At 49.1% G+C, this 24665-nt stretch carries 15 protein-coding genes; 1 reads left to right on the top strand and 14 read right to left on the bottom strand.

The window, feature by feature from the left end; genetic code table 11:
• Positions 1-10: 10 nt before the first annotated feature.
• The 6 genes from AAHF22_RS16375 to purM form a co-directional block, all read right to left on the bottom strand.
• The gene (locus AAHF22_RS16375) at positions 11-8245 is read right to left on the bottom strand and encodes a zincin-like metallopeptidase toxin domain-containing protein (protein ID WP_347326097.1); all 8235 of its coding nucleotides are present in this window, start codon (positions 8243-8245) and stop codon (positions 11-13) included.
• The gene (locus tag AAHF22_RS16370; protein WP_347326096.1) at positions 8242-9024 is read right to left on the bottom strand and encodes an RHS repeat domain-containing protein; all 783 of its coding nucleotides are present in this window, start codon (positions 9022-9024) and stop codon (positions 8242-8244) included. Before AAHF22_RS16370 ends, AAHF22_RS16375 begins: the two co-directional genes overlap by 4 nt.
• Positions 9025-9746: 722 nt before the next feature.
• Complete coding sequence (gene purD, locus AAHF22_RS16365) at positions 9747-11024, bottom strand: phosphoribosylamine--glycine ligase (RefSeq protein WP_347326095.1); 1278 nt, start codon at positions 11022-11024, stop codon at positions 9747-9749.
• A gap of 146 nt (positions 11025-11170) precedes the next feature.
• Positions 11171-12718 carry a bifunctional phosphoribosylaminoimidazolecarboxamide formyltransferase/IMP cyclohydrolase gene (gene purH / locus AAHF22_RS16360; protein ID WP_347326094.1) on the bottom strand — a complete coding sequence of 516 codons (1548 nt, stop codon included), beginning with the start codon at positions 12716-12718 and terminating at the stop codon, positions 11171-11173.
• Between the two features lie 348 nt (positions 12719-13066).
• Positions 13067-13687, bottom strand: a complete 621-nt coding sequence (gene purN / locus AAHF22_RS16355) for a phosphoribosylglycinamide formyltransferase (RefSeq protein ID WP_347326093.1) — start codon at positions 13685-13687, stop codon at positions 13067-13069.
• Positions 13687-14730: a phosphoribosylformylglycinamidine cyclo-ligase gene (gene purM, locus AAHF22_RS16350; protein ID WP_347326092.1), complete on the bottom strand. Its 1044-nt coding sequence runs from the start codon at positions 14728-14730 to the stop codon at positions 13687-13689. Before purM ends, purN begins: the two co-directional genes overlap by 1 nt.
• A gap of 43 nt (positions 14731-14773) precedes the next feature.
• Here purM and AAHF22_RS16345 point away from each other — a divergent pair, with 43 nt between their 5' ends.
• Entirely contained in the window at positions 14774-14923 is a 150-nt protein-coding gene (locus AAHF22_RS16345; protein WP_347326091.1) for a hypothetical protein, read from the top strand.
• Between the two features lie 787 nt (positions 14924-15710).
• Here AAHF22_RS16345 and purF read toward each other — a convergent pair.
• The 8 genes from purF to purE form a co-directional block, all read right to left on the bottom strand.
• Positions 15711-17192 (bottom strand): amidophosphoribosyltransferase, encoded by a 1482-nt coding sequence (gene purF / locus AAHF22_RS16340; protein WP_347326090.1) that lies wholly within the window; start codon positions 17190-17192, stop codon positions 15711-15713.
• Positions 17177-19426, bottom strand: coding sequence for a phosphoribosylformylglycinamidine synthase subunit PurL (gene purL, locus AAHF22_RS16335; protein ID WP_347326089.1), 2250 nt, complete (start codon positions 19424-19426; stop codon positions 17177-17179). Before purL ends, purF begins: the two co-directional genes overlap by 16 nt.
• Positions 19404-20093 (bottom strand): phosphoribosylformylglycinamidine synthase subunit PurQ, encoded by a 690-nt coding sequence (gene purQ / locus AAHF22_RS16330; protein WP_347326088.1) that lies wholly within the window; start codon positions 20091-20093, stop codon positions 19404-19406. Before purQ ends, purL begins: the two co-directional genes overlap by 23 nt.
• Before the next feature lie 4 nt (positions 20094-20097).
• Positions 20098-20343 (bottom strand): phosphoribosylformylglycinamidine synthase subunit PurS, encoded by a 246-nt coding sequence (gene purS, locus AAHF22_RS16325; protein WP_188778527.1) that lies wholly within the window; start codon positions 20341-20343, stop codon positions 20098-20100.
• A 272-nt stretch (positions 20344-20615) separates the two neighbouring features.
• Entirely contained in the window at positions 20616-21509 is an 894-nt protein-coding gene (locus AAHF22_RS16320) for a phosphoribosylaminoimidazolesuccinocarboxamide synthase (protein ID WP_347326087.1), read from the bottom strand.
• Between the two features lie 42 nt (positions 21510-21551).
• A complete protein-coding gene (gene purB / locus AAHF22_RS16315) occupies positions 21552-22847 on the bottom strand; it encodes an adenylosuccinate lyase (protein WP_347326086.1) in 1296 nt (431 codons plus the stop codon).
• Positions 22840-24030 (bottom strand): 5-(carboxyamino)imidazole ribonucleotide synthase, encoded by a 1191-nt coding sequence (gene purK, locus AAHF22_RS16310; protein WP_347326206.1) that lies wholly within the window; start codon positions 24028-24030, stop codon positions 22840-22842. Before purK ends, purB begins: the two co-directional genes overlap by 8 nt.
• Positions 24030-24527 (bottom strand): 5-(carboxyamino)imidazole ribonucleotide mutase, encoded by a 498-nt coding sequence (purE, locus tag AAHF22_RS16305; protein ID WP_347326085.1) that lies wholly within the window; start codon positions 24525-24527, stop codon positions 24030-24032. Before purE ends, purK begins: the two co-directional genes overlap by 1 nt.
• Between the last annotated feature and the right edge of the window lie 138 nt (positions 24528-24665).

Here is a 24665-nt window from a genome sequence, read left to right as displayed (position 1 = left end):
TCTACCTCCATTACTCTTCAAAACCTTTCCAACCTTGAATTGGCCATTGACCATTTCTTACATAATATATATATTTTTGTGCCTCTAGAATCTCAGTATCACTATATCTACTTTTATTTTTCATAATTTCATTGTAAACATGTTCTTCTCTCTGTAAAGTGCTTTGCTCAAGGTATTTTTCTTTGCCAATTTCATTCCATTGAGCAACATGATATGCTTCATGTTCAGCCGCTAAAATACTAGGATTTCTTTGTAGTACAATATAATAATCTTCGGGATGAAACCCCCCTGCCTGAGTTGGTGATAAAATTTTTCCGTTTCTATCAATTTGCACTTCTATACCGTATAAATCCTTCATTTTTCTTATATACTGTTTCTGTTGCTTAATACTTAACAGTCTTATTCCCTTAGCATTTAATCGTACTTCACCGCTAATAGGCATGTCTGACCATTCTTTATAATCAAGATCTCCCGTTCCCTCAGTAAGTTTCTCCGCCTCTTTCCCAACCTGCTTCCAAGCCCACTCCCCACCATCAATCGCTTCCTTCGCTGCAAACGTCCCCAGTATCTTCCCATCCGGCAAGAAACTGAGCAACGTCCCCGCGCCTTCTGCCACTCGATCCGCTACCGACAACTGCTGACCCGTAATCAAATCCGTGCCCGTCAACACTTCCTGAATCCCTTTCACCGTGCCGACAAACGGAATCGCATCCAGTGCCATACTGAATCCTGTACGCATCAGGTCGGATCGCTCTGCACTGAGTCCAAACGGATCAACATACGATACCGGATTGCCATTCACATACGCATACCGGTTCATCGTCAAACCATCCGCAATCGTACCCGTTACGACATCCCGATTCACAAAGCGACGAATCTCCGGATTATAGTAACGCGAACGCATTTGATACAGTCCATTCGGATCGGTCTGTACGCCATCCCGTCCGTCATACTGGAACGGTTGGTTCGTCGTACCGTCGTGGCTGAGTTCTTCACCATACGTATCATAGGTGTACGTATCCGTCACATTGCCTTTGTCATCGGTCAGGGCAATCGTGCTACCACGCAGATCATAATGATACGTTTGCATATTACCGCTGGCATCGTAACGGCTAATTAAGCCCAGTCCGTACACATACCATGCGGTCGGATTGCCGCTACCATCCGTTTCCATCAGCACTTGGGACAACACGGCTTGTGGGTTGATGATCTGTTTGGTGGTCACGCCGTTTACCGTAATCGATGTCCGGTTGTTTTCGTTATCGTAGCCGTAGCTTACGTCGCCAGCTGCGATCAATCGATTGCGTGCATCATAGCTGTAATCCTGCATACTGCCTTGCAGGGGACCATACAGCATATTGCCTTCGGCATCATACTGTACTGCTTGTCCGTTCACTGTTGCCAGACGATTATCGGCGGTATAGGTCATTGTCAGGTCGCCGAGTAAGCCATAGGTGTCCTGCGTAACCGTTGGATGGGTTATTCCAGCACTTCCTGCTCCTGGATTACTGCCAGCAGCATCACTACCACTATACACATCTGCCTGTACAGCTGTATCGGTTGCTGGAGCTGGCATTGGTTCGTTGGCAGATTGGGTAGAAGAACCGGAAGCTGCTCCGCTTTGCATCTGCACCTGGTTTGTGTTTGTAACAGCAGTCGCATTACCACCGCCATTATTACCCGCATCACTTCCCGGATCTGGCGATAACCCCGGTCCATACACATCTCCGGTCACACTGCCTGCCGGACTGTCGATCTCCCCACCATCTTCGTTCGTCACATTGCCTGCGGCATCGTAGCTATATGTCGTTTGCGCCAGCGTACTGCCATCTGGATTCAGCACCGTCAAACTCGTCAATTGTCCAGCGGCATCGTAAGCACGATTTTCCTGTGTGCCATCTGCATACTTCGTTGTGACCAGCTGACCTGCTGCATCGTAGGTGTAGCTTGTCTGATGCCCAGCCCAGTCGGTTACCGTGGACATGCGTCCTGCACCATCATACGTATAGTGTACTTTTTTGCCATCCGGGTACGTTAATGTTGTTAATTGTCCAGCCGCATCATACGTGTACCCGATCGTATGCCCATCTCCGTCAGTATAGCTCACCACTCGATTGAGCGCATCGAACGTGCGGCGAATCACTTTGCCGTCGCTGCCGGTTACCGAAACGATGTTATGGTTCGCATCCTGTCCATACGACACTTCACCTGCGTTGTCTGTAAAATGAACCAGATGTCCGGTCGCATCATACGCATACGTCGTATCGCGTCCGTCTTTATCGGTTTCTTTGCTCACCAGACCGACATTGTTGTACACATACGTATGGCTGCCACCTGCGGCATCCTGTTCACGGGTCAGGCGACCGAGCAGGTCGTACTTATACTGCGCCTCATTACCGTTGGCATCGGTCATCGCGGTAATATCGCCAAACGCATCCAGCGTCTGGGAAGTGTGGCCTTGCAATGCGTCTGTCACATCGGTCAGCTGATTGCGTTTGTCATAGCTGTAGCTTGTTTTGTGACCGAGTGGATCGGCGGTCTCTGTTAACTGGTTCAGTTCGTTATACGTGCTTGTATACGTATTGCCGAGCGCATCGGTTAACTTAATTGGATTACCTGCGGTATCGTATTGCACGGTATAGCTTTGGTGATTTAATCCATCGTAAGCGGCGATCGGGCGACCGAGTGCATCATACGTATAACGCAGGCTTTCGCCTTTCGCATTCGTTTCACTCAGCAGATGCCCGTCCGCATCGTAGGTGAATGTCGTCGTCCGTCCAAGCGCATCGTTGACACCAGTCATCTGTCCTTCGGCATCGTAAGCGATGCTCGTCTTGTTGCCCAGTGCATCCGTGATGCCCGTCAATTCGCCGTTCGCATCGTAGTTGTAGTGGGTCACATTGCCTTTTGGATCGGTAATACTGGCCAGATGATTCTGATCGTCATACGTATAGCTCGTTTTGTTTTTCAGCTCATCCAGCGTAGCGACCAGTTGATCGCTGTCATTGTAGACGATGCGAGCGGTATTGCCTGCCGCATTCGTTTCGCTGGTCATACGTCCTGCTGCATCATAGCCGATCGCTACCGTTTCGCCGGTCGGCTCGGTAATCTGGCTCAAATGCTGATCCGCATAGCCGTACAGTGTCTGTCCACCGCGTGGATCGGTGACGGAAGTTAATTGTCCTTGCTCATTGTAGGCGTAGCTGATTTGATGACCTTCGGTATCGGTTGTTGTTAGCAGACGACCGCGATTGTCGTAAGTGCTCGTAATCGTGCTGCCGTCTGGCCCGGTCGCTGTCAGCAAGTCGCCCAGACTATCGTAGGTCATGGTGATCGACTGCCCGGATGGGTCGGTTGCCTTGAGCACATTGCCTTTGTCATCATACGTAAAATGGGTCGTCTGATTCAGCGCATTCGTAATACTGGTGCGATTGCCCTGTTCATCGTACGTATACGTCGTTTTACCTGCCAATGCATCCTGCACCTGTACCAGTTGATATTGCGCGTCATGCACACGCTGCTGTACATTGCCGTTACGATCGGTGATCGTGGTCGTCATCTGTCCATTGGCGGTGCTATATGCCAGCTTGGTCGTATGACCTGGAATGCCGTCCGTTTGCTCTGTCACACGTCCGGTATCATCATACGTATTGGCGAATAGCTGTTTTCCAGCAAGCGCACCTGTAGTGATGCGGTGATTGGCATCATACGTATATGTCGTCCCCATGCCGGTTGGGTCGGTTATGTCTGTCAATTGACCGTTATCGTCATACGTAAATGATGCTTTGCGACCGGATTGATCCGCCACCGTAGCGACATGTCCTGTTGTAGTATAGGTCAGTACAAGTTTCGCTCCAGTAGACGGCTCGATCACCGCCGTCAATTTGCCGGAATCATCATACTGCATATTTACAGTGATGCCATCGCTATTGCTCATCGATTGCAATGTGCCATCTGCGGCAAAATGCAATGCCGTGCGGTTATATCGACTTAGCGTATAGCTTCCGTCCGCATTGACAATCAGCCCGTCATAACGAACTTCTTTTTGATTCGATGTGTACGATCCATCCGATTGACGTGTAAACGTATTGAACCGGAAATCATTCCAGTACACATTCACACTGCCGTCAGTCGCATTTTTTTGCAGACGGATCGCATAGTTATCGCTCCAGCCTTTGCCCAGTGCACCGTTCCCTTGCAGTAATGAATAGTATTGTGCCTGAAACGGGATATCGATACTGCCGTGTGCGGTCAGTACATTTTTGTTAATCATCTGTGCACCGGTAGACGTATCGATCGGATCAGCATAAAATGTCTGCGGATCGCCACTTGCCGGATTGAGCGAGCTGATCGGCGTGCCAGTCGCTGGTGGCGTAATGACTGGGTCGGTCGTTTCTGCCCATTGGAACAATCCGTATGGACTGTACACCGTCTCCGCACCGGCGCTCGTATTGCGAATAATGGCAGTATCGCCGCTACCGATCAATGCTGTTCCATTGCCCGGCTGCTCAGCCGTTTGCGTCGTCCAATAGTTGAAGCTACCGTTAACCGACAATGTATGATTGTGATCGGTCACATTGACGACTTTGAGCATATTGCCTTTAGATAGCGTGTACAGCGACAATGCCGCATGATTCGCATCGGCAAATGTAATGCTTGTTTTGTCCGCTCGTACAATAATGCCTGCGCTCGATTCTGCGGTCACAATCGCATAGCCACCGACAGGAATCGATACGGCTCCGTTTGCCTCATCTGTGCTTTTATAGCCATACTCGTCTGTTGGTTGACCGGATGCATCGTATATAGCGACATCATATGTGCCATCGATTAGCAGACTGGACGCCTGGGCAGACGTATTGTTTGCTCGCATGCTCTGACCTTGAGCAAGCGTTTTGGATGCCAGATCATCGCCCTGTGTAACACGAACGGCTTCTGTTGGTGCCCAAACCGTTACGGAATTGGCATCCTCGCTCGTAATCGCAATCCGCACACCGGGCTGTAAAATATGCAGACCGGATGTACTATGATCCAAACTATACGTCATTTTGCCAGAAGCATCATACAGTTGATAAGCATGTGTACCGCTTAATTTCAAGCTGAATCCGCCTGGTGAAATATTACGTAGCGAGTAATTTTCGCCTGTTTGCAGCACTTTGGTCAGAACCGGTCTTTCTTGCACCGGTGTAGCCTGGAAACCATCATAGGAACCCGATACTGTCACCTGTTCATTCGGGCTGCCTGAAATGACGATGCGATCGCCTTGCCAGATATAACCGCCCGTTTCTGTCTGTTGTACACCATAACTCTCCGGTGCACCATTGCGTTTGTACTGCGCATAATCGTATGTGCCAGTCGTATACAGTGTCAGATTCGGCAGTGCATTTTGTACATAGGCGATCGTTTCGTTGGACGATAACACCGTTTTGAACGTTACCGGATGCTGACGATCTTTAAACACAAACGATTCATACGGTCCATAAACGATCGTAGCGGTTGTGTCTACATTTTGCACACCTACGCGCATACCGGAAGCGAGCGCCGTATTTCCAGGTGCCATCTCATTCACATATTTGCTCAGACTGCCATCAGCTTTATAATTCGCTAGACTGTAATGCCCCTGTACACCAAGTAATGAAGGACCGGAATCGACATTAACCGCATCGACGTACTCATCTGGTTGGAGCGTCCGCTTGATCAATGCAGGATTCGTTCTAGTTTCAATGTTAAAGGCATCATACGGCCCTTCCAGCACCGCTGGCGTCGTCGTTGAGCCAGTCACCGCCAGCTTATTACCTGCGTCGATCGATTGAATCGGATCGGTATCCATCAATTGCATGCTGCTAATCTTCCCATTGGAATCGCGCAACACATAATCGTAAGCGCCGCCGCTCGTATACAGATTGAATAATTTGCCTGCCGTATTGGTCAAATTCAGACTGTTCGTATTCGTTAGCACCTCGTGGAACGTCACCGGATGCTCGCGATTCATTGCTTTGAACAATTCATAAGCACCATATACGTCGATCGGTCCGTTATCCCGGTTCATAACTGCTAGCTTTTGCGCAGCACTTAGCTCGTGATCGCCACTAACCGATTGTCGAATATACGTATTCGGATTGCCTTTTGCATCATAATCCATCAAATCATGCTTGCCTGTAAAATATACGGTTGCCGCTGCATTGGATACATTCGTAAATTCGGCACTTTGATTGAGCGCAAGTTGCTTCATCAGCAATGCCGGCTCAGCGCTGGATTGTAGACCGGTCACATCATATGGCGCCAGCAGCACAAGTTGCGCATTGCCCGAGTTAGTAATGACAGTCCGGTCACCGACATATAGTGGCAACAAGCCTGCTGTGCTGTTATGATTCAGCGACTGTAGCGACTGATCGGATTGATACGTCGATTGATCATATGTGCCCTGTACAGACAGCTGGAATGTATTCGGGCTACTATTGGTAACCTTTATACTATCGCCGGAGTTTAGATAACCTTTGTATAATGCTGGTGCTGTACGGTTGCTCCACGTAAACGCATCATTAGGTCCGGAAATCGTTAGCGGCGTTGTATAGCTATTAGTAATAACGATCAGCTGGTTGTTGGTTACCAGATAACTGGCACCTTTAACAGGGAATCCATAATCGGACACACTATTGTCTTTTTGCCCATAGATTGCATAATGATGCTGTCCGTCTGCACTCACATGAAATGGATAGCGTGACGTATTGACAGCTTTGATCGTCTGTCCTGGTTGCAGGGTTTGGGTGAATGTGATCGGCTGAGTATGGACACTAAAACGGAATGCTTCATAAGGCGTATAGATCCGGTCTACCGTTACACCCACATTCGTAAACGCGACTCGTTGTCCAGCCTGTACCTGCAACTGATTGATAGCAGCGTAAGCCTGATAATTCATAATGCCCAGACTATCGTAAAATGCATAATCATACCGACTATTCGTCTGTATGCTCGCATAACCGCCCGTCAGATTAGTCGCTTCCAGCGAACCACCGGGTGCTAAATTGTTGTAGTATAATGCCGGATCATCCGAATTGGAAACACTCGTTTCTTCCCTCGGTACACGAATCGTGATCGACTGGCTGCTGCTCGGATTCGTAAATACAACCGTATTGCCGCTTGGGAGCATATACGTCGATAATGTGCTGCCATTGTTATAATTAGCCACATTACCGGAGGCATCGTATTCGGCATGCTCATATACGCCATTTAAAAATAACTTATCCGTGCCGTTCGATGTATTTTGTACTTTTAAGTTTTTTCCTGGTGCAAGTGTGTACGTCGTCATCGGCGGATCGATCTGGGTCGAGGTCGCAAATGCATAATATGGCCCATTCAGTGTAATCGGTGCAGATGTGGTATTCGTAATGACGAGTCGCTGACCCGCTTGCACCGCTTTATCTGGTGATGTGGTCAGACCGGAACTGTACGTGGAATCGTCCGCGTTATAAATAAAGTATTCATACTGGCCCTTTGCCGTGACATACACATAGTTCGTTTTGTTAGAGGTGTTGGTCATTTGCAGCGAGCCTTGTACAGGTAACGTGTAATTAAAATCGGCAGGTTGACTTGTGCTCGTTAGTGAAAAGCTATCTCCAGCCGCATAGACAAGATAAGGCTGCGTATCGCGGTTTGTAATCAGTATATCTCCACCCTGATCAACCGTTTGAACGCTCGCTGAACTGTGGTGGTTAAATATTTTTTCTGTTCCAGAGCCATTCGTTTTGAGATAGGCACTGATGCCACCGATATGAATCGTATTGCTTGCTGTACTGCTCAAATTAAGCGCGTCAACGCTATCGCCAGGTTGCAGCGTCATACTGACTAACGCATGCCCCGGATAGAAACCGCCACCTTGTTGCAATTGTCGTGAGCCTGAATTGATCGTCAAATCGCTGGACGACGTATTCGCAATCTCCATGCTGAAACCCGCAGGTATCAAAATAGCTCGGCGACCGGAATAGGTTCCGTATTCTTCGGCATGACCTTTTGGATTGTATACGGCATATTCAAATTGCTGACCTTGCACATACACATCAATACCGCTGGAATAGGAATGGGTATACGAATACTCCCAGCCAGCCGGTATCGTAATGGTATTCGCCTGCGCCGCCTGCACATGTGGCGCCATGATTCCTAACGATACAAATAAAACAAGACCAAGCCATTTGAGATATCGTGTGCGCATAACCGCCGTGCACCACTCTTTGACAGGAAATTGCTTCATGACGTCGCCTCCGCTTGTTTGAATGTGCGGTCAGCAAAGCCAGCGTGGGCGTGAGCATTAGGTTTGAGCAAGACGACCTGTAAATGCACTCTCGCTTTCACTGCACCTGCTGGTGTTATCAGACTGGCTGCGTAAGGTGCCCATGTTGTATTTTGCTGCAAATCAAGCACATGATCATAGCGGATCAAACGATTCTGGCTATTGTAGTAGTTAATGACGACCTGTACGACGGCGTTTTGCAATTGATCGGATGTCACCCAGCCTTTGTATGTATAACTTGTATTGCTTTGTACCGGGATATCGCGATAAATGCTTGCACCGCCTGCTTTTCTAGCATCAAGGGTCATCCACTGAGCAACTAGACTGTCTGTCGGTGGCGTATAGACATCTGAAGTTACGGTTGTGGTTGTGCCAGAATTGGCATACACATTGGACGTTACGGTTGGTGTAGCGTTTGTATACACATCATCGGTCACGGACGATGCGTACACGTCAGCAGTTGCCGTTTCATAACGCGCTTTGATGCCGGGTGTAATATAAGCCGTCCAATCTTGAATCACATTACTTTTTTGTACAGCTGGTGTATGTGTCGATGTAATACTTAACAAATTGCCTCCAGCATCGTACTTGTACGTTGTTACACCATTTTCATGCTCTGCTGAAATGACTCGATTTAGCGAATCATACGTATAATCTGCTGCATACACAGCTCTACCGATCATTGTGAAAGCTACACATAACAGAACGATCATCACTTTTCTGGTTATCCATCTAAGCATATTAAACGCTCCCTTACTTGAATGATTGCTAATTCGTTTCGTACTTGCTCCAAATGAATAGAGGTATACTTGATTTACATAACTCCTCCTATCGATATCACTTCTGAATATACTGACCTGAATATATTGACCTGAATATACTGATGTTACCAATCTGTTGTTTGCAGCTTTATAATCATCGTCATATTAATAACGGTATTTGCCTTCTCCCCTCGCCTTCGTTTTAAGATCATACTCGCCTGACTTAGCATGGTACTTTACACAAGCTACAAATCATATACTCATACTATTTATATGTCATTTTATTTATATCGGAGGTAGTATTATTTTTTTAATAAAAATTTTAGTTATTGGTTCTTATAGACTACTTAATTAAACACTTAGAACTATACATTTATTCGTTAAAGTAACCGATATATAAACACTTTAAAATATGCTCAATTACTTATATAAATTTTGACAAACTAGTCTGTATATGTATCGCTATACATGTGCTGTCGTGCTCAAATAATAAGGTTTGCTTTAGATTAAAATGATACCGAAGCATGCACAACGCCAAAAATCCTCCATACGTTTGATCTCATCTTGTATCTGACCCGAGCAGTTGAACACTACTTGAGTCAGATACAAGATGAATCCGTGTATGGAGGAACATAGATGATACATATTGGCTTGGGCTATTCCATTGCAAACGATTCGAAAAACGAGACTAGCCCTTCGTCTTACTGGCTAACTAGCGCTTTCGCAGCAATATCACTACGCTGATGCTTGCCTTCAAACGTAATCTTTTCCGCTTGTTCATACGCGGCTACACGGGCAGAAGCGATATCTGCACCCAGACCGACAACACCGAGCACACGACCACCATTGGTCACCAATTCGCCTGTAGCACTGGTGCCTGTACCGGCGTGAAACACAAGCGCTTTCGAGCTATCGACAGCATCCAGACCGTGAATCGGCAGTCCTTTCGGATAGGAAGCTGGATAACCACCGGAAGCCAAAATTACGCATACAGCAGCTTCATCTGACCATTCGATCTCCAGCTCGGCAAGCGTGCCGTTCACACTGGCGAGGAAAATATCGAGCAGATCGGTTTTCAGCCTCGGTAATACAACCTGTGTTTCCGGATCACCAAAGCGTGCGTTAAACTCAACTGTTTTCGGCTTGCCATCCGGTGTGATCATCAGACCAGCAAACAGTACGCCGCGGAAAGGACGGCCTTCGGCAACCATCGCTTTCGCGGTTGGAATAACGATCGTCTCCAACGCCTCATCGATAATCGCTTCATCGATATGTGGAAGCGGAGAGTATGTGCCCATACCGCCTGTATTTGGTCCTTCGTCATTATCGTAGACCGGCTTATGATCCTGGGCAGCTGGCATTGCACGTACCGTTTCACCGTCGACAAAAGCTAGAATCGACATCTCCTGTCCTTCCATAAACTCCTCAATAATGACGCGGCTGCCTGCTTCGCCAAATACTTTATCCTGCATAATCGCTTGCAGTGCATCGATCGCTTCATCCATGCTACGAGCGACTGTTACGCCTTTACCGGCAGCTAATCCGTCTGCCTTAATGACGACCGGAATCGGCTGTTGTTGCAAATAAGCCAGTGCAGCTTCATACATATCGAACTTGGCATAAGCGGCAGTTGGAATATTATATTTGTGCAGCAGGTCTTTCATAAATGTTTTACTGCCTTCAATAATAGCTGCATTTTGGCGCGGACCGTAGACCGGGATCTGACGCGCTTCAAACACATCCACAATTCCTTCCGCCAGCGGATCATCCGGGCCAACCATCACCAGACCCACCTGACGCTCAGCTGCAAAATCAGCTAGTTTTTCAAATTCATTGACGGCAATCGGTACACACTCCGCAATCTGTCCGATGCCTGCATTGCCAGGTGCACAGTAGATGCGATGCGCATTTGGACTTTTTGCCAGCGCCCAGATGATGGCATGCTCACGCCCACCACTGCCGATAACGAGAATATCCATAGGTCACTCTCCGTTCATTCAAATGGAATACAACCTGCACAGAAGTGCTGTCTCCGATACAGCATCTATGCAGGTTGAAGGTTATATATATGGTGCATGTAGAGGCTCATTCATGGTATGGATGACCGCCTCATACGTGACCGATCTTAATGCTTGAAGTGACGCACTCCAGTGAATACCATCGCGATGCCATGCTCGTTCGCTGCCTTGATCGATTCTTCATCTTTAACCGATCCACCAGGTTGGATAATTGCGGTAATGCCTGCTTTGGCAGCCGCTTCTACCGTATCGCCCATCGGGAAAAAGGCATCGGATGCAAGAATCGCACCTTTTGCTTTATCCGCTGCTTGCTCGATCGCAATTTTGGCTGCACCGACACGGTTCATTTGTCCAGCGCCTACGCCAACGGTCATATCGTCTGCGGCAAGCACAATCGCGTTCGATTTAACATGTTTTACAACTTTCCAGCCGAACAGCAGTTGCTTCATTTCTTCCGCAGACGGTGCGCGATCGGTCACGATGTTCAGATCGGCTTCGGTAATCGCATGTACATCGCTATCCTGTACGACCATGCCACCTTCCACCATCGTCACGATCGGCTGTGCTTTGCGCTCGCCAGCAGGAGCCAATTCACCCATTTTCAGCAGGCGGATATTTTTCTTTTTCGTCAAAATGTCCAATGCTTCCGGTGTGAAGTCCGGTGCCAGCACGATCTCCAGGAAAATCTCACTCAGTGGCTGTGCGGTTTCCGCATCGATCACACGGTTAGCAGCTACAATGCCACCAAAGATCGAAGTAGGATCAGCCGTATACGCTTTGTTGTATGCTTCTGCAATCGTTGTACCGACGCCAACACCGCAAGGGTTCATATGCTTCACCGCGACAACCGCAGGCTCGGTAAATTCCTTCACGATTTGGAGCGCTGCGTTCGCATCGTTAATGTTGTTATAGGATAGCTCTTTGCCATGTAGCTGTTCCGCTGTCGTTAGCGTGCCTTCTGGCGCAAGTGGCTTGCGGTAAAAAGCAGCGGTTTGATGCGGATTCTCGCCATAACGCAGGTCTTGAATTTTCTCATACGTTACCGTGTAACGCTCTGGATATGGTGTTTCCAGTACGCCTGCCAGATAATCGGAAATGAGCGAATCGTAAGCTGCCGTATGACGGAATACTTTAGCAGCCAGTCCTTTACGTGTCGCTAGTGTCGTATCGCCCTCTGCGCGCACTTCTTCCAGCACATTCGCATAATCGGCTGCATCCACAACGACCGTTACAAACGCATGGTTTTTCGCCGCACTGCGCAACATCGTCGGACCGCCGATATCGATATTTTCAATCGCATCTTCATACACGACATCCGGTTTCGCTACCGTTTGCTGGAATGGGTACAGATTCACAACGACAAGGTCGATATAGCCAAGTCCAAGCTCTTGCATCTGCTTCTGGTGCTCCTCGCTATCACGAATCGCCAGCAGACCGCTATGTACAGCAGGATGCAATGTTTTGACACGTCCGTCCAAAATTTCTGGAAAGTCCGTCACTTCGGAAATACCGATAACCGGTACGCCTGCATCTGCGAGTAGATTTTTCGTTCCTCCGGTTGAAATGATCTCTACGCCCAGTTCGGACAGCTCGCGACAGAAATCAACGACACCTGTTTTATCGGATACGCTGACCAGCGCTCGTTTGATACTCATAATTAGGGATTCCTCCTTCAAATGGGTACAGCCTGAATAGATCCATATAACGTTATCGGCAAAACAGCATGGCATCAACGAATAACATCGATACCCATAGCAACATCGGCACGCTACTCGATCTTCGACTATATGGACCGAGTGTAACTTTAATTCCTGAGTTATACATACGCCAGTACACGATCAAATCTACAATTTAATTTGATCAAAGTACTTCCTTTTCTCCATCAAACATAGAGATTTCATATATCTAAACTTGTCCACACATCAGGCGATCATGAACTGCATCTATCAACAGTTTAAATGAGACCCTACTTTTATAAACGTAACTAGGATACAACGTCCCTGTTACTGCTCCACCATCACATGCCGTCCATCGTCCGCCAGCCGAATCTTGCCAGCGGCAAGCTGAGAAACGACACGCGGATACAGCGTCTGCTCGATATGATGAATACGTTCAGCCAGCGTGTCAGCCGTATCGTTCGGATGAATAGCCGCAGGCTGCTGAGCGATAATCGCCCCTGTATCCATGCCATTATCGACAAAATGAACCGTGACTCCGGTCAGCTTCACACCATAATCCAGCGCCTGTTCAATCGCATCTTTACCTGGAAAAGCAGGCAACAGTGACGGATGAATGTTAATCATCCGTCCCATATACGGATTCACCATCGTCGGAGTGAGCAAGCGCATATAACCTGCCAGCACTACATACTGGATCTGTCTACGTTGTAGCTCGCTCACAATTTCCATTTCATATTGCTCACGGCTGCTATATTGTTTCGGCTGAAACACGAATGTTTCTACACCCGCACGCTGCGCTCGTTCAATAACTGGCGCGTTCGGCTTATCGCAAACAAGCAGTTTCACTTCAGCCAGACCGAGCAGACCGCTACGCTGCGCATCGACCATCGCCTGAAAGTTGCTGCCCTGTCCGGATGCAAATACGGCAATCGCTACAGGCTTCATTACACGTCCGCTCCGGTAAACGTAACGATGCGCTCGCCTTCGGTTACAGTACCAATCTGGAATGCCTGCTCGCCATGCTGCTCTAATACTGCCAATGCCTGCTCTGCTTGCTCCGCCGGTACAACGATCACCATCCCGATACCCATGTTAAATGTTGTAAACATATCGCGATTGCTGATTGCACCTTTCGCCTGCATCAGTTGGAAAATAGGCAAAATCGGCCAGCTGCCATACTCGATCTGTACATTTACATTTTCCGGCAACATACGCGGAATATTTTCAATAAAGCCACCGCCTGTAATATGCGCCATGCCTTTGACCTGTACCGCTTGTTGCAACGCCAGCGATGATTTTACATAAATGCGTGTTGGTTCGAGCAGTACATCGCCCAGTACCGCATTGTCCAGTTCAGCGACCTGAGCTGTCAGTTCATAGCCGCCATCTTCCAGCAGCAGCTTACGCACAAGGGAAAATCCGTTACTGTGCACGCCGCTTGAAGCGAGACCGATCACCGCATCACCAGCAGCAATCTCGCTCCCTGTGATCACTTTTGGCTTATCCACGATCCCCACAGTAAAGCCAGCAATATCATACTCGCCTTCCGAATACATGCCCGGCATTTCCGCCGTCTCGCCACCGATCAGCGCACAGCCTGCCTGACGACAGCCATCCGCAATACCGGATACGATCGCTTCGATTTTCTCAGGGATAACACGATCACAAGCGAGATAGTCGAGGAAAAATAACGGTTCTGCACCCTGTACGACGATATCGTTCACACACATCGCTACCGCATCAATCCCGATCGTATCGTGCTTATCCATGGCAAAAGCCAGTTTCAGCTTCGTGCCGACACCGTCCGTACCGGATACGAGTACAGGCTCCTCGTATTTATCTTTGTTCAGACCAAACAACGCGCCAAAACCACCAAGATCCGTCATGACCTCCGGACGAAACGTGGTTTTCACATGCTTTTTCATCCGCTCGACTGCTTCATTACCTGCCGCGATATCGACACCGGCCTTTTTATACGCTTCTGACACTGCCATCGCACCTTTCAAATGTAAAATGTGTGGCGGGGGATGGATGTGGGCGGGAGGAGCTTTAACTGCGACGGGCGCTACGGGGATGGATCGGTCGGGCTTCGCCGTTGTAGCTGGCTTTTTGGAACGACCGCTTAGCGGTCAAAAGCCAGCTACAAATGCTGCGCCCGATCGATTCCATCCCCTCCGCTAGGTGCAGTAAGCTCCTGCGCTCCAAAACCATTTCCGCCTCATTAGGGGGAGTAGCCGGATAAAGACTGTAACTGCTACATCATGCTACATTGTTGAGTTATTTATTATGGCAACTTATATTGGATTGTATGGAGAATGTATAGATTGGGTTTGGTGTTTTGTATTGATTGTTGTATTGGGTTTTAGATGCTTTGTTTTCTTTGTTGTTTTTTCTTGTTGTTTTTTGTGTTGTTTATATATTGTTCCACACACGTTGTGTTACGTCATATTGTTCTATTCAGTCATTAATTTTTAGTTTCATTATTTGAGTTCGATCGTTCGTTAATTGTCTGGAATCTCTGCAAGTCCTACTTGCTTTTGACTTCAACTTTGACTTTAACTTTTTCTTTTTCTTTTTCTCTACGCTTTCTTGCACTTGCCCCTATTCCAATCACATCGTACCTGTACGATGTCACTGTTCTAAGCTTTACACCACTATTCTTTAAAGAACGTAAATCTGTACTCTTTAAAGCTCTAAGATTTAAGGTTGGTTTAAAGCTTTAATCTTTCCCCCTGCCAATCCAACCTAGAGAATGGTTTCTCTGACTTGGAAAATGGATGGAGAGTGTGCGGAGCGGAGGGCGAGGAAATAGGTCAGAGATCGCCTTTGAACTCGGGTGCCTACCTCTACAAGAGGTTATCCAATCCAAGGCACCCGAGTTCAACAAGCGATCGGCGGCCTATTCCTCGCCCGGAGCGTTCCCAGCACCACTCCCCACCCTTTTTTCCACCATCCAGAAAACCACTTCTCAGCACCCACATCCGAATTGTTCTTCGCCGCCGAAATCTACTTGCGTCGGGTAGTCGTTGTCGAAGCACGCCATGCACATGCCGCCTTTGTAATCGTCCTTATTATCGCCAGCGACCGCTTCCACCAGTCCGGTATGGCTCAGAAATGCCAGTGAATCAGCGTTGATCTCCTCGCGAATTTCTTCAATCGTCTTGGATGAAGCGATCAGATCGCGTCGATCGGGGGTATCGATGCCGTAGAAGCATGGATTTTTAAAAGGTGGCGATGTGATGCGTACATGTACTTCGGTTGCCCCTGCATCGCGTAGCATATTGACGATACGGCGTGACGTTGTACCGCGCACGATCGAATCATCGATCATCACGACGCGCTTGCCTTCTACGACGCGGCGTACCGCACTTAACTTCATTTTCACACCCTGTTCACGCAGTTCCTGACTTGGCTGGATGAATGTACGTCCGGTGTATTTGTTTTTGATCATACCTAGCTCATAAGGGATACCGGTCTGCTCGGCGTAGCCGATTGCTGCCGAGATACTGGAATCCGGTACGCCGGTCACAAGATCGGCATCGACGAACGCTTCGCGTGCCATGACCGAACCCATCCGTTTGCGTGCCGAATGCAGATTGGAGCCGTTCATATCGCTATCCGGGCGGGCAAAATAAATATATTCCATCGAGCACAGCGCTTTACGTTGCGGCTCATCTACATACGAATCTTCATGCAATCCGTGCTCATCCAGTACGAGCAGCTCGCCTGGTTTGACATCACGGATCGCTTCCGCACCAATCGTTTCTAATGCACATGTCTCCGAAGTGAAAATATACGCATCTCCGAGACGTCCCATTGTGAGCGGACGCAAACCGTTCGGATCGCTCGCTACGATCAGCTTCTCATTCGTCATGACGAGAAAAGCAAAGCCACCCACAATACGGCGAAAAGCATCTTTCACCGCTTCGACGAGCGGTTTGGATGAACGTGCGATCAGATGCGCGACCACTTCCGTATCACTCGTCGTCTGGAAAATCGAACCTGCTTCTTCCAGCTCACGCCGAATTTGCGGTGCATTCACGATATTGCCATTTGTCGCCAATGCCAGCTCGCCTGCACGATAGCGAAAGACGAGCGGCTGTGCATTACCAAGATGACTGCTGCCGCTAGTTGAATACCGCACATGACCGACCGAGATATCGCCGGTGAGTCTGCCCATCACTTCTTTATCGAATACTTCCTTTACCAGTCCCATCCCGCGATGGTAGTTAAACTGATTGCGATCACTCACACAAATGCCACAGCTTTCTTCGCCGCGATGCTGGAGTGCATGCAGACCGTAATAAGACAGGGAAGCGGCCCCCGAGTGTCCGTAGACACCGAAAACGCCGCATTCCTCCTTTAACGTATCGAAAATATCATTCGGTCCGGTTCCCTGATTGTAATAGTCACCGGTCCAAAGTTGTAATCCATTTAATTCATCAGACATGGAATCGCATCCTCCCAGACCTGGCGAAGTGCGTCTACTCCTTCAGCCAGGACTTGCTTGCCGTCCACTTGAATCGTAAGATTTGGTGCTGCGGTTACCTGTCCGATCTGTGTTACCGGTACGCCCGCTGCTTCCAGCTTGCTAAGGAGTGCAGCTGCATTGTCAGCTGTTGCTGACAACAGAATACGAGATTGCGATTCGCTGAACAGCAGCAGATCGCTACGCAGATCGTTGGCTTGCAGTTCTACATCCGCGCCAAGCTTGCCGCTAATGCAGGACTCAGCCAGTGCGACAGCCAGACCGCCTTCCGACAGATCGTGTGCGGATTGTACAAGACCGCTTTGAATTGCGCCCAGTACGCCATCCAGCAATTGCTTTTCGATGACCAGATCAAGTGCTGGCGGACGTCCTTCTGTTTTACCGTGTACAACATACTGGAATTCGCTGCCGCCCAGTTCGGCTTTAGTTTCGCCGAGCAGGAATAATACATCGCCTGCTTGTTTGAATACCTGTGTAGTGATGTGATCCGTATCGTGAACGAGACCGACCATGCCGACAACCGGTGTCGGGTAGATCGAACCGCGTGCATTTTCATTGTAAAGGCTGACATTACCGCCGATGACCGGCGTTTCCAGTGCACGGCAAGCTGTTGCCATACCGTCAACGGATTTTTCCATTTGCCAGAAAATTTCTGGTTTTTCCGGGCTACCAAAGTTCAGGTTGTCCGTAATCGCCAGCGGTTCAGCACCGGAGCAAACGATATTGCGTGCCGCTTCGCTGACGGCAATTTTGCCGCCTACTTCTGGATCGAGATAGACGAAGCGTGAGTTACAATCGGTTGTCATTGCCAGTGCTTTACGTGTGCCCGGCACAGTAACGACCGCTGCGTCCGAACCTGGACGAACCGCTGTGCTTGTGCGCACCATGTAATCATACTGATCATATACCCATGCTTTGCTCGCTACCGTTGGGGAAGCGAGTACGGATTTGAGCGCGCCGGACAGATCGGTCACCTCGTTATAACTGGTTGTGTCCACGTCTGCCATTTGCTCATAATATGCAGGCACAGCGGATGGTTTGTTATAGACCGGACATTCGTCAACGAGCGCGTGTACCGGCATATCGCCAACCAGTTCTCCGTGATGGAACAGTTTTAGACGACCATCGTCCGTTACTTTACCAACTTTGGCGCAAATGACACCCCAGCGTTCGAAAATTTCCATCGCCTGTGCTTCATCCTTAGGTTCTACGACGAACAGCATACGCTCCTGGGATTCCGACAGCATCATTTCGTATGGCGTCATGCCTGATTCACGCTGTGGCACCTGATCCAAATACAGCTCCAGACCGTTGCCTGCTTTACTTGCCATCTCCGAGCTGGAGCAAGTCAGACCGGCTGCGCCCATATCTTGAATCCCGAGTACGATGCCGCTATCGATCAGTTCCAGACAGGATTCCATGACGAGTTTCTCCATAAATGGGTCGCCGACCTGTACTGCCGTTTTGCGTGCTTCGGATTCCTCTGTCAGCTCCTCCGATGCAAATGTCGCACCATGAATACCATCGCGTCCGGTTGGAGGGCCTACATAAAATACCGGGTTACCTACCCCTTTTGCTACACCACGTTGAATTTTGTCATGGTCGATCAGACCGACACACATCGCGTTTACGAGTGGATTGCCTTCATAACTTTCATCGAACATCACTTCGCCGCCAACGGTCGGAATGCCGATACAGTTGCCATAGCCAGCAATACCAGCGACCACATGCTCAAACAAATATTTCACACGCTCGCTTTCCAGTTTGCCAAAACGCAAGGAGTTCAGCGATGCGATCGGGCGTGCGCCCATCGAGAAAATGTCACGAATGATTCCGCCCACACCAGTAGCTGCACCTTGATATGGCTCAACTGCGGATGGATGGTTATGACTTTCAATTTTGAATACGACCGCCTGGTTATCACCGATATCAACGATACCTGCGCCTTCACCTGGGCCCATCAATACGCGCGGGCCATCCGTTGGGAAGCGTCTCAGTAGTGGCTTGGAGTTTTTGTACGCACAGTGCTCCGACCACATTACGCTGAATACGCCGATTTCCGTGTAGTTTGGTTTACGTCCGAGGAAACCGCAGATCAGGTCGAATTCGGTATCCGATACGCCCATTTGCTGGTACAATTTCTGTTCTGCGACTTGCTCCGCCGTCGGTTCCTTAACGGATGTTTGCTGCGTCATGTTGATCCCTCCAGGCTTTCAAAATAGATGTGAACATTTTCTTGCCGTCTGTGCTGCCGAGCAGTTCATTGACCGCACGCTCCGGGTGCGGCATCATACCGACCACATTACCACGTTCATTACAAATACCGGCGATATCATGCAGCGATCCGTTCGGATTATCACCATATTGGAACACGATCTGGTTGTTCGCTTGGAGCTGTTCCAGTGTTGCTTCATCACAATAATAATTGCCTTCACCGTGTGCGATCGGAATGACGATCTCTTCATCCTTTGCATAATCCAGTGTGAATGGCGTCTCATTGTTCGTTACCGTCAATACCGTATCATGACAACGGAATTTCATCGATTCGTTACGCAGCAATGCACCAGGCAAAAGGCGCGCTTCGGTCAGAATCTGGAATCCGTTACAAATGCCCAGCACGTATTTGCCTTGCTCTGCTGCTTTGATCACCTCGTTCATTACCGGTGCAAAGCGAGAAATGGCGCCACAGCGCAAGTAGTCACCGTAGGAGAAGCCCCCAGGTACAAGAATACAATCATAAGCCGACAGGTCTGTTGCCGTGTGCCATACATAATCAACCGGCTCGCCCAGTGTTTCTTCTACTGCTTTGAAGCAGTCGATATCACAGTTGGAGCCAGGAAATACGAGTACTGCAAATTTCATCGACTTAACCCTCCAGTTCGAATCGATAGTCTTCAACTACCGTATTAGCGAGCAGTTTCTCACACATTACTTTTAGGCGCTGTTCCGCTTCCTCACGGTTGTCGGTATCCAGCTCAATCTCCATAAATTTGCCGATGCGCAGGCTCTCTACTTCGTTGAATCCGAGAGAATGCAGTGCTCCTTGTACAGTCGCTCCTTGCGGGTCAAGTACGCTTTCTTTAATGGTCACATGGACAGTCGCTTTGATCATGGGTTAATTGTTCCTCCTTGGGATGGTGAGTAAGCTTGCGGTTCATATTGGGGATATACCAGATATTCATGCTCATCGGTAAATCCCGCTTTAATACGGCGAAATGGCACAACCAGAAGTCAGACCATTGGTTTATAAAAGAGGCTAGCGCGCTTAAACGAGTCGGCTCATTTCTAACAGCGTTCCGTTTCGCTACAGAACATATAGGTATAGGGCATATACGCCCGCCTATGCGGAATGAATGCAACTGCACTATCGTTACAATCTGTGCATTACGAAAGTTTGGAACCGGTCAGCTTTTCGTAAATGGCCAGATAACGATCTGCTGTCGCTTGCACAACATCAGCAGGAAGTGGATCGGGCTGACTGTTCTTATCCCAGTCGGTGCCTGCCAGATACGTGCGGACTGGCTCCTTATCCATACTGTCAATTTCAATATCCAGCGCATAATTCGATTTGGCCCAGAAACGCGAAGAATCCGGTGTGAAAATCTCATCGATCAAAATCAGTTTGCCGTCGATCAGTCCAAATTCGAATTTGCAATCCGCCAAAATGATATCATGCTGCAAACATTGTTTGCGTGCGAATTCATACAGTTCGATACTTTTATCACGCAACTGGATAGCGAGTTCTTCGCCAACTTGCTGCTGCATTTGCTCAAATGAAATATCCTCATCATGCCCGACATCGTTTTTTGCTGCCGGTGTAAAAATCGGTTGAGGGAACGCGCCATTTTTGCGCAAGCCCTGCGGCAGGGCGATCCCATTCACCTCGCCAGTCTGCTCATACTGACGCCAGCCGCCACCGGTAATATAGCCGCGCACGACACATTCCATATCGATCCGCTCCGCTTTGCGTGTCACCATAATTCGGTTACGCAGCGCTTCACGATCACGCACGATATCACCGAGCTGATCGACATCGATATGCACGACATGATTATCGATCAGATGCTTCGTTTCACCAAACCAGTAGGCACTCAGACGATTAAGCACTTCGCCTTTATGCGGTACCGGTGGATCAAGCACATAGTCGAATGCCGAGATACGATCGGTAACGACGATCAGAAAATGCTCGCCCAGATCGTACAACTCCCGTACCTTGCCTTTATAAATGAGCGGCGCATCGATCAGATCCGCTGCCGTAGCTAATGCCTGTGCTGTCATGTTGCGTTCCCTCTCCCTCAGGTTATTATCGATAATTCAACCTCAGTCCAGACCGAGCTTTTTGAAAATCGTATCCACATGCTTCAAATGCCATGCCGGATTGAACGCATCTTCGATCTCTTCGCTGCTCAGCTGCGATGTGATCTCCGGTGTCTCAGCAATGATATCTTTAAACGAACGCTGTTCTTCCCACGCCTGCATCGCCCGCGGCTGTACGGTATCGTACGCTTGCTCACGGCTCATGCCTTTATCGATCAGCTTCGTCATCACGCGACCGGAGAACGGTACGCCATACGTGCGCTGGATGTTACGCTGCATATTTTCCGGGAACACAGTCAGGTTTTTCACGATATTGCCAAAACGGTTCAGCATATAGTTCAGCAACATCGTTGCATCTGGCAAAATGATACGTTCTACCGACGAGTGCGAGATGTCGCGTTCATGCCACAGCGTTACATTTTCATAGGCAGATACCATATGACCACGGATCACACGCGACAGACCGGAAATGTTTTCCGAACCGATTGGGTTACGCTTGTGCGGCATTGCGGACGAGCCTTTTTGCCCTTTTGCAAATGCTTCTTCAACTTCGCGGAACTCACTCTTTTGCAGCGCACGCACCTCGGTTGCAAATTTATCAAGCGATGTGGCAACGAGCGCCAGTGTTGCCATGTACTCGGCATGACGATCACGCTGTAATGTTTGCGTGGAGATCGGTGCTGCTTTTGTACCGAGCTTAGTGCATACGAATTGTTCTACCGCCGGATCGATGTTGGCATATGTACCGACCGCACCGGAAATTTTACCGTACTGCACATTGTCAGCCGCATGGCGGAAACGTTCCAGATTACGCTTCATTTCCTCATGCCACAGCGCCATTTTCAGACCGAATGTCGTTGGCTCAGCGTGTACGCCATGTGTACGTCCCATCATCGGCGTATTTTTGTAAGCCAGTGCTTTTTCCTTCAAAATTTCGATAAAATTAATAATATCGCGTTCCAAAATTTCATTCGCCTGACGCAGCAAATAACCGAGTGCGGTATCCACCACATCTGTCGAAGTCAGACCATAGTGTACCCATTTGCGCTCTTCGCCCAGACTTTCCGATACGGCACGCGTAAACGCGATCACGTCATGGCGTGTCTCCTGCTCAATCTCGTAGATGCGATCGATATCAAAGCTGGCGTTCGCACGCAGCTTCTCCACGTCTTCCTTCGGAATCACACCTAGTTCTGCCCATGCTTCACATGCACAAATTTCCACTTCAAGCCATGCTTTGAATTTGTTTTCCTCGCTCCAAATGTTGCGCATTTCCGGTCTGCTATAACGTTCAATCATGATAGGTTCTCGTCCTCCATATGTTAGTTTGCTCTATCCAGTTCAGAGCGTCTTCACTATTATGACACAGCACATTGATATGTCCCATCTTGCGCTTGTGTTTGGCCTCTTCTTTACCATATAAATGGTACTTAGGTATGACATTCCATCGCTCTGCTTCATGATCTGCCGTCAGCATACGCTGCTGCACTTCCGGTACATGCTCACCGAGAACGTTCACCATGACGACTGGCATATGCAGCTTCGTGCTGCCGAGCGGCAATCCGCAAATCGCCCGCACATGCTGTTCAAACTGCGAAGTCGCACAAGCTTCCATCGTATAATGACCGGAGTTATGCGGTCTTGGCGCCAGCTCATTCACATACAGCTCGCCATCCTTCGTGCAAAATAGCTCTACCGCCAGCAAGCCGACTGCATCCATCGATTCCGCAATCGCCGCCGCCATCTGCTCGGCACGACGCTGTACCTCATCTGTCACACGCGCCGGCACAATCGATAGATGTAAAATATTATCGACGTGGATATTTTCAGCGACCGGGAATGTCCGGATCTCGCCATTGCTGCTACGCACGGCTACGACAGACAGCTCGCAAGCGAAGTCGATAAACTGCTCGACCACAAGGTCGGTGCCTGCTGCACTTAATTCCTCGTATGCCTGAACCGCTTGCTCTTCGCTACGAATCACGAATTGACCTTTGCCATCATAACCACCTGTGGCGGTCTTCATCACACATGGTGTACCAAAACGGCGTACCGCCTCTAACGTTTCCTCCGCACTCTTCACCTCAGCATACGGGGCAACCGTTGCGCCTGCCGCCTCAATCGCACGTTTCTCACGCAAACGATGCTGCGTCGTGTACAGTAATTTACTGCCCTGCGGCACATACGACTGTTCTTCCAGCAATGCCGCTACGCCTGCATCGACATTTTCAAATTCATACGTGATCACATCCGCTTGCTCAGCCAGCTGCTTCGCCGCTTCCACATCATCATAATGCGCCACAATCTGACTGCTCACCTGTCCGCATGGTGCTTGGTCTGCCGGGTCCAGTGTGACAAAACGATAGCCAAGTGGGGCACCTTGCAGCACCATCATCCGTCCTAGCTGTCCACCGCCCAGTATGCCAATCGTTGCCCCTGGCTCAATGATACGCCTCTCGCGTCCCTGTACAGATTCGTTCATCATTCGTCTGCTCCCAGCGTCTCACTCGACTCCAGCACTTCCTGCTTGATGCGTTCACGGCGCTCATTCAGACGTTCCAGAATGGAACGGTCAAACGCACCGATCATCTGACCTGCTAGTAGTCCCGCATTGATCGCACCTGCTTTACCGATCGCTACAGTAGCCACCGGAATACCGCCCGGCATTTGCACGATCGACAGCAAGGAATCCAGTCCGTTCAGTGCAGCTGATTTGACCGGCACCCCGATGACCGGAAGCAGCGTTTTGGAAGCAATCATACCTGGCAAATGTGCAGCGCCTCCGGCACCAGCAATAATGACCTTAATGCCACGATCCTGTGCTTCTTCAGCAAACCGGAACATCAAATCCGGTGTACGGTGGGCGGAGACAACTTGCTTTTCATAAGGGATATCCAGCTCGTCCAGCACCTGACAGGCATGCTGCATCGTTTCCCAATCTGACTTGCTGCCCATCACGACAGCGATCTGTACTGACATGACATTACCTACTTTCTGTGAAAGGATAAATGGTGAACATCTAGCTGCTTTATCTATCAAGCATAGCATTCGCTTGTTCGCGCAATGTTAGCGACTGAAAATGAAGGATGGCTCTATGCCACTTCGATTTCCAGCCAG

The organism is Paenibacillus wenxiniae, assembly GCF_039822605.1.
In the GTDB taxonomy this organism is placed as follows: Bacteria; Bacillota; Bacilli; order Paenibacillales; family Paenibacillaceae; genus Saccharibacillus; species Saccharibacillus wenxiniae.
The sequence above is the reverse complement of the archived record's forward strand: the minus strand, read 5'-3'. Positions and strand labels throughout refer to the sequence as shown.

Bases quoted from the DNA above. Each gene is read 5' to 3' on its own strand.
- AAHF22_RS16375 (WP_347326097.1), bottom strand. From the start codon at position 8,245: ATGAAGCAATTTCCTGTCAAAGAGTGGTGCACGGCGGTTATGCGCACA.
- AAHF22_RS16370 (WP_347326096.1), bottom strand. From the start codon at position 9,024: ATGCTTAGATGGATAACCAGAAAAGTGATGATCGTTCTGTTATGTGTA.
- purD (WP_347326095.1), bottom strand. From the start codon at position 11,024: ATGGATATTCTCGTTATCGGCAGTGGTGGGCGTGAGCATGCCATCATC.
- purH (WP_347326094.1), bottom strand. From the start codon at position 12,718: ATGAGTATCAAACGAGCGCTGGTCAGCGTATCCGATAAAACAGGTGTC.
- purN (WP_347326093.1), bottom strand. From the start codon at position 13,687: ATGAAGCCTGTAGCGATTGCCGTATTTGCATCCGGACAGGGCAGCAAC.
- AAHF22_RS16345 (WP_347326091.1), top strand. From the start codon at position 14,774: ATGTGGGCGGGAGGAGCTTTAACTGCGACGGGCGCTACGGGGATGGAT.
- purF (WP_347326090.1), bottom strand. From the start codon at position 17,192: ATGTCTGATGAATTAAATGGATTACAACTTTGGACCGGTGACTATTAC.
- purL (WP_347326089.1), bottom strand. From the start codon at position 19,426: ATGACGCAGCAAACATCCGTTAAGGAACCGACGGCGGAGCAAGTCGCA.
- purQ (WP_347326088.1), bottom strand. From the start codon at position 20,093: ATGAAATTTGCAGTACTCGTATTTCCTGGCTCCAACTGTGATATCGAC.
- purS (WP_188778527.1), bottom strand. From the start codon at position 20,343: ATGATCAAAGCGACTGTCCATGTGACCATTAAAGAAAGCGTACTTGAC.
- AAHF22_RS16320 (WP_347326087.1), bottom strand. From the start codon at position 21,509: ATGACAGCACAGGCATTAGCTACGGCAGCGGATCTGATCGATGCGCCG.
- purB (WP_347326086.1), bottom strand. From the start codon at position 22,847: ATGATTGAACGTTATAGCAGACCGGAAATGCGCAACATTTGGAGCGAG.
- purK (WP_347326206.1), bottom strand. From the start codon at position 24,030: ATGAACGAATCTGTACAGGGACGCGAGAGGCGTATCATTGAGCCAGGG.
- purE (WP_347326085.1), bottom strand. From the start codon at position 24,527: ATGTCAGTACAGATCGCTGTCGTGATGGGCAGCAAGTCAGATTGGGAA.